General features: G+C 52.2%; 4 protein-coding genes. 3 read left to right on the forward strand and 1 reads right to left on the reverse strand.

Annotated features, from left to right (window positions below):
- Nucleotides 1–24 precede the first annotated feature (24 nt).
- The 3 genes from OGV69_RS22780 (at nt 25) to OGV69_RS22795 (ending at nt 4,522) form a co-directional block, all read left to right on the forward strand.
- Nucleotides 25–2,685 carry a bifunctional acetate--CoA ligase family protein/GNAT family N-acetyltransferase gene (locus OGV69_RS22780; RefSeq protein WP_069324429.1) on the forward strand — a complete coding sequence of 887 codons (2,661 nt, stop codon included), beginning with the start codon at nt 25–27 and terminating at the stop codon, nt 2,683–2,685.
- Nucleotides 2,686–2,799: 114 nt separating this feature from the next.
- Nucleotides 2,800–4,155 carry a CDP-diacylglycerol--serine O-phosphatidyltransferase gene (gene pssA / locus OGV69_RS22790; RefSeq protein ID WP_061382223.1) on the forward strand — a complete coding sequence of 452 codons (1,356 nt, stop codon included), beginning with the start codon at nt 2,800–2,802 and terminating at the stop codon, nt 4,153–4,155.
- A gap of 31 nt (nt 4,156–4,186) precedes the next feature.
- Nucleotides 4,187–4,522 (forward strand): YfiM family lipoprotein, encoded by a 336-nt coding sequence (locus tag OGV69_RS22795; RefSeq protein WP_202416123.1) that lies wholly within the window; start codon nt 4,187–4,189, stop codon nt 4,520–4,522.
- On the opposite strand, the gene OGV69_RS22800 is transcribed toward OGV69_RS22795, so the two are convergent.
- Entirely contained in the window at nt 4,519–5,817 is a 1,299-nt protein-coding gene (locus tag OGV69_RS22800; RefSeq protein ID WP_061382224.1) for an MFS transporter, read from the reverse strand. The two genes, OGV69_RS22795 and OGV69_RS22800, sit on opposite strands and share 4 nt — an antisense overlap.
- Between the last annotated feature and the right edge of the window lie 429 nt (nt 5,818–6,246).

A 6,246-nucleotide genomic window follows, 5' to 3' on the forward strand; every position in this document is an offset into this window, starting at 1 on the left:
ACTGGTGTCATTAAGGAAGCCGATATGAGTCAACGTGGTCTGGAAGCACTACTGCGACCGAAATCCATTGCGGTGATTGGGGCGTCGATGAAGCCTAACCGCGCGGGTTACCTGATGATGCGTAATCTGCTTGCCGGCGGTTTCAATGGGCCTGTTCTACCGGTGACGCCCGCCTGGAAAGCGGTATTGGGCGTACTGGCCTGGCCCAATATCAGCAGCTTGCCTTTTAGCCCCGACCTCGCCGTGTTGTGCACCAATGCCAGCCGTAACCTGGCATTGCTCGAGGCGCTTGGCGAGAAAGGCTGTAAAACCTGCATTATTCTTTCGGCTCCCGCGGCCCAGCATGCAGAACTGCTGGCCTGCGCCTCACGCTATAAAATACGCCTGCTGGGTCCCAACAGTCTGGGACTTCTCGCCCCCTGGCAGGGACTTAACGCCAGCTTTTCCCCCGTCCCGATTAAGCGCGGCAAGCTGGCTTTTATCTCTCAATCCGCCGCCGTATCCAATACCATACTCGACTGGGCGCAGCAGAGAGAAATGGGCTTTTCTTACTTTATCGCGTTGGGTGACAGCCTGGATATCGACGTTGATGAGCTCCTGGATTACCTGGCGCGCGACAGCAAAACCAGCGCAATATTGCTCTATCTCGAACATTTGAGCGATGCCCGGCGCTTTGTCTCTGCCGCCCGTAGCGCCGCGCGCAATAAACCCATTCTGGTGATTAAGAGTGGCCGCAGCCCGGCAGCGCAGCGTTTACTGCACACCAGTGCAGGGATGGACCCAGCCTGGGATGCGGCTATTCAGCGCGCCGGTTTATTACGCGTGCAAGATACTCACGAGCTGTTCTCGGCGGTCGAAACCCTGAGTCACATGCGCCCGCTGCGTGGTGACAGACTAATGATCATCAGTAACGGCGCCGCGCCTGCCGCACTGGCATTGGATGAGCTATGGTCGAAGAATGGCAAACTCGCCACGCTGAGTGAAGATACCTGCCAGAAATTACGCGATGCGCTACCAGCCCATGTTGATATCGGCAACCCGTTGGATCTTCGTGACGACGCCAGTAGCGAACATTATGTAAAAACGCTGGATATTTTGCTCACCAGCCAGGACTTCGACGCGCTGATGGTGATTCATTCGCCCAGCGCCGCCGCCCCCGGGACCGAAAGCGCGCAAGCGTTGATCGAAGCAGTAAAGCAGCATCCTCGAGGGAAATTTATCTCCTTACTAACCAACTGGTGCGGGGAGTTTTCTTCCCAGGAAGCCCGTAGGCTATTTAGCGAAGCAGGGGTGCCCACCTACCGTACACCGGAAGGAACCATCACCGCGTTTATGCATATGGTCGAGTATCGGCGTAACCAGAAGCAACTGCGAGAAACGCCTGCGCTACCGGACTACCTGACCACTAACACCGCCGAGGCGCATAATCTGTTACAGCAGGCGATTGCCGAAGGGGCCACATCGCTGGATACCCATGAAGTGCAGCCGATTTTACAAGCTTATGGCTTACACACGCTCCCGACCTGGATCGCCAGCGACAGCGCGGAAGCTGTGCATATCGCAGAGCAGATCGGCTATCCGGTGGCCCTCAAGCTGCGTTCCCCTGATATCCCGCATAAATCGGAAGTTCAGGGGGTAATGCTCTACCTGCGTACGGCAACAGAGGTACAGCAGGCCGCGAATGCGATTTTTGATCGGGTGAAAATGGCCTGGCCGCAGGCGCGCATCCACGGTTTATTAGTGCAAAGCATGGCGAATCGCGCTGGCGCTCAGGAGCTTCGCGTCGTCGTTGAACACGATCCGGTATTTGGCCCGCTGATTATGCTGGGTGAAGGTGGGGTTGAGTGGCGACCAGAAGAGCAAGCCGTGGTGGCATTGCCGCCATTGAACATGAATCTGGCGCGTTATCTGGTTATCCAGGGGATCAAAAATAAGAAGATCCGCGCTCGTAGCGCACTACGCCCACTGGATATCGCCGGGCTGAGCCAGCTTCTGGTGCAGGTATCCAACCTGATCGTCGATTGTCCGGAAATTCAGCGTCTGGATATTCACCCACTGCTGGCCTCCGCCGGTGAGTTTACCGCGCTGGACGTCACGCTGGACATTGCCCCTTTCACAGGCGATAACGAAAGCAGATTGGCTGTACGCCCCTACCCTCATCAGCTTGAAGAGTGGGTTGAGTTGAAGAACGGCGAGCGCTGCCTGTTCCGCCCCATTTTGCCAGAGGATGAACCTCATCTGCAGCAGTTCATTTCTCAGGTAACCAAAGAAGATCTTTATTATCGCTATTTTAGTGAGATCAACGAATTTACCCATGAAGATTTAGCCAATATGACACAGATCGACTACGATCGTGAAATGGCCTTTGTCGCTGTGCGTTGTAGAGATAATCATGAAGAGATCCTCGGCGTGACGCGAGCTATCTCGGATCCTGATAACGTAGATGCCGAGTTTGCCGTCCTGGTTCGTTCTGATCTCAAAGGACTTGGACTGGGTCGCCGATTGATGGAAAAATTAATTGCCTATACCCGAGATCACGGACTTAGACGTTTGAATGGTATTACGATGCCAAACAATCGCGGTATGGTCGCCCTGGCCCGGAAACTCGGGTTCGTTGTTGACGTCCAACTCGAAGAGGGGATTGTTGGGCTAACGCTTAATCTGGCCCAATTTGAGGAATCGTGAGTAAGGTACTGGAAATGTTGACCACATTAATGGGTACTGGTGGTATCATTGCCCGCTTATGTCGTCTGCATAGCACAGAGGACCCTTCAATGAACAGAGAAGAAATGCACTGTGATGTTGTCAAAATTTAAGCGTAATAAACATCAACAACACCTTGCCCAACTACCCAAGATTTCTCAGTCAGTTGATGATGTAGATTTCTTTTATGCTCCCGCTAATTTCAGGGAGACTCTGCTGGAAAAAATCGCCAGCGCGACGCGACGGATCTGCATTATTGCGCTGTACCTGGAACAGGATGACGGTGGCAAAGGCATACTCGACGCGCTCTATGCGGCAAAACGGCAGCGTCCTGAACTGGATGTCCGGGTGCTTGTCGACTGGCACCGAGCCCAGCGCGGGCGCATTGGTGCTGCGGCATCTAATACCAATGCTGACTGGTATTGCCGCATGGCGCAAGAAAACCCCGGTATCGATATTCCTGTCTATGGTGTGCCGATTAACACGCGCGAAGCCCTTGGCGTTCTGCATTTCAAAGGCTTTATCATCGATGACAGCGTCCTGTATAGCGGCGCCAGCCTGAACGATGTTTATCTGCATCAGCATGATAAATATCGCTACGACCGTTATCAGTTGATTCGCAACCCGCAAATGGCCGATATCATGTTCAATTGGGTGGCGCAAAACCTGATGAATGGTCGCGGCGTTAATCGTCTTGATGATATCAATCGCCCTAAAAGCCCGGAAATTAAAAACGATATCCGCTTGTACCGTCAGGAACTGCGCGATGCGTCATTCCATTTTCAGGGAGATGCGGATAATGAACAGCTTTCTGTTACGCCTCTGGTTGGACTCGGAAAATCCAGTCTGTTAAATAAGACTATTTTCCACCTCATGCCCTGCGCAGAGCACAAACTCACAATTTGTACCCCTTATTTCAATCTGCCCGCCATACTGGTGCGCAATATCATTCAGCTGCTGCGTGAAGGGAAAAAGGTCGAAATCATTGTCGGTGATAAAACCGCCAACGACTTTTACATCCCGGAAGATGAGCCTTTTAAAATCATCGGCGCGCTGCCCTATCTGTATGAAATTAACCTGCGCCGTTTCCTGAGCAGACTGCAATATTATGTGAATACCGACCAGTTAGTCGTGCGCTTATGGAAAGATGATGACAACACTTATCATCTGAAAGGTATGTGGGTTGATGATAAATGGATGCTGCTCACCGGCAACAACCTTAATCCTCGAGCCTGGCGTCTGGATCTGGAAAATGCCATCCTTATCCACGATCCTAAGCAAGAGCTGGCGCCCCAGCGCGATAAAGAGCTGGAGCTTATCCGCACGCATACCACCGTGGTTAAGCACTACCGCGACCTGCAAAGCATTGCTGACTATCCAGTCAAAGTGCGTAAGCTGATCCGTCGACTACGCCGTATTCGTATCGACAGATTAATTAGCCGTATTCTGTAACCAAAACCCCGTCACTGACGGGGTTTTTCATATGGAGGCAACGGTGCGCCTGTTTATTCTTACCAGTATCCTGGCTATTTCTGGCTGCAGCCACATGGCAAACGACCGCTGGAGCGGACAAGACAAAGCTCAACATTTTATTGCCTCCGCCATGCTTGCCGCAGCCGGTAACGAATATGCCCAGCATCAGGGTAACAACCGAGATCGCAGTGCGGCTATTGGTTTGATGTTCTCAATCAGCCTGGGCGCATCGAAAGAGCTGTGGGACAGCCGCCCCGCTGGGAGCGGCTGGAGCTGGAAGGACTTTGCCTGGGATGTTGCGGGCGCCTCAACCGGCTATGCAGTCTGGCAACTGGCGCATCATTAGAGGCGCAGCCCTTTCCCCTTACCATGCAGCATCAGCGATACTAAAAATGCGACGACTGCCAGCGCGGTAACGTACCAGAAGAATGTGGTTTCCATACCGATGGATTTCAGGGATAAGGCAACATATTCGGCTGAACCACCAAACAGAGCATTCGCCACCGCATAAGATAACCCAACCCCCAGTGCGCGCACCTGCGCCGGAAACATCTCAGCCTTCAGAATGCCGCTGATGGACGTATAGAAACTCACGATCAACAAGGCGCACATTACCAGAGCAAACGCCATATACGGAGACGTCACGTTTTGCAATGCTGTCAAAATGGGAACGGTGAAAATCGCAGCTAATGCGCCAAAGCATAGCATGGAAGTACGTCGGCCAATTTTATCTGACAAAGCGCCAAACAATGGTTGCACCAGCATGAACACACACAGTGCCGCCGTCATAATCCCGCTGGCTACGTTGGCATGCATACCTGCGGTATTAACCAGGTACTTCTGCATATAGGTTGTGAAGGTGTAAAAACACAGCGAGCCAGCAGCAGTAAAGCCAAGCACCATGATGAAGGCTTTGCGATTACGCCACAGACCTTTCAGAGAGCCCGCTTCTTTCAGCGCGCGAACGTCCTGTTTCGAGGTTTCATCCAACTGGCGACGCAGCCATAGCGCGACAATAGCTAACACGGCTCCCAGCGCAAATGGAATACGCCACCCCCACTCTCTGAGCGCTGAATCTTCTAAGGTTTGCTGTAAAATGACCACAACCAGTAATGCCAATAGCTGCCCGCCAATTAACGTTACGTACTGGAATGAAGCATAAAAACCTTTCTTACCTTCAATGGCCACTTCACTCATGTAGGTAGCGCTGGTCCCGTATTCGCCCCCGACAGACAGTCCCTGAAATAGTCTGGCCAGTAGCAATAGCGCAGGAGCCCAGGTACCGATGGTTTCATACCCCGGAAGACAAGCGATCACCAGCGATCCCATACACATCATACAAACTGACAGCAGCATGGATTTTTTGCGCCCGTGCTTATCAGCGATGCGACCAAACAACCAGCCGCCAATTGGTCGCATCAGAAAGCCTGCGGCAAAAACGCCGGCAGTCTGTAAGAGTTGCGTAGTGGTGTTTCCTGATGGAAAAAAGATATGAGCAAAATAGAGAGAGCAGAAAGAATAGATATAGAAATCAAACCATTCGACCAGATTCCCTGATGATGCTCCGACAATCGCCCAAATACGACGGCGGGTATCGCCGTCTGTCAGCGTCCCGTTCTCAGTTACACTGCTATCAGCCATTAGAATTATACCCCTGCCAAGGATCGCGTGAATTTATCAATGCTAGTTGTGTCTTTTTTGGTAAACCAAATGTTATATAATTGTTATAATTAATTATGCGATATAAGTCACGGTTTTAATTAGCACAGAAAGGATTCAGATATGTTCGAGGGGATAGAGTTGGAGGTCGCATAAGGCGACAGGTTTCATTTCGTACAGACGCAAAAAAGCCCATCCGGCAGGACGGGCTTTTTCACTTGTTTGATGCCTGGCAGTTTATGGCGGGCGTCCTGCCCGCCACCCTCCGGGCCGTTGCTGCGCAACGTTCAAATCCGCTCCCGGCGGATTTGTCCTCCTCAGGAGAGCACTTACCGACAGACCACAGATAAAACAAAAGGCCCGGTCTTTCGACCGGGCCTTCCGCTTTTATTTGATGCCTGGCAGTTCCCT

Origin of the sequence: Citrobacter sp. Cc139 (assembly GCF_030334645.1) — a bacterium.
Lineage (GTDB): Bacteria > Pseudomonadota > Gammaproteobacteria > Enterobacterales > Enterobacteriaceae > Citrobacter > Citrobacter werkmanii.

Excerpts from the sequence above, each read along its gene's own strand:
- pssA (WP_061382223.1), top strand. The coding sequence starts at position 2,800 with ATGTTGTCAAAATTTAAGCGTAATAAACATCAACAACACCTTGCCCAA.
- OGV69_RS22780 (WP_069324429.1), top strand. The coding sequence starts at position 25 with ATGAGTCAACGTGGTCTGGAAGCACTACTGCGACCGAAATCCATTGCG.
- OGV69_RS22795 (WP_202416123.1), top strand. The coding sequence starts at position 4,187 with ATGGAGGCAACGGTGCGCCTGTTTATTCTTACCAGTATCCTGGCTATT.
- OGV69_RS22800 (WP_061382224.1), bottom strand. The coding sequence starts at position 5,817 with ATGGCTGATAGCAGTGTAACTGAGAACGGGACGCTGACAGACGGCGAT.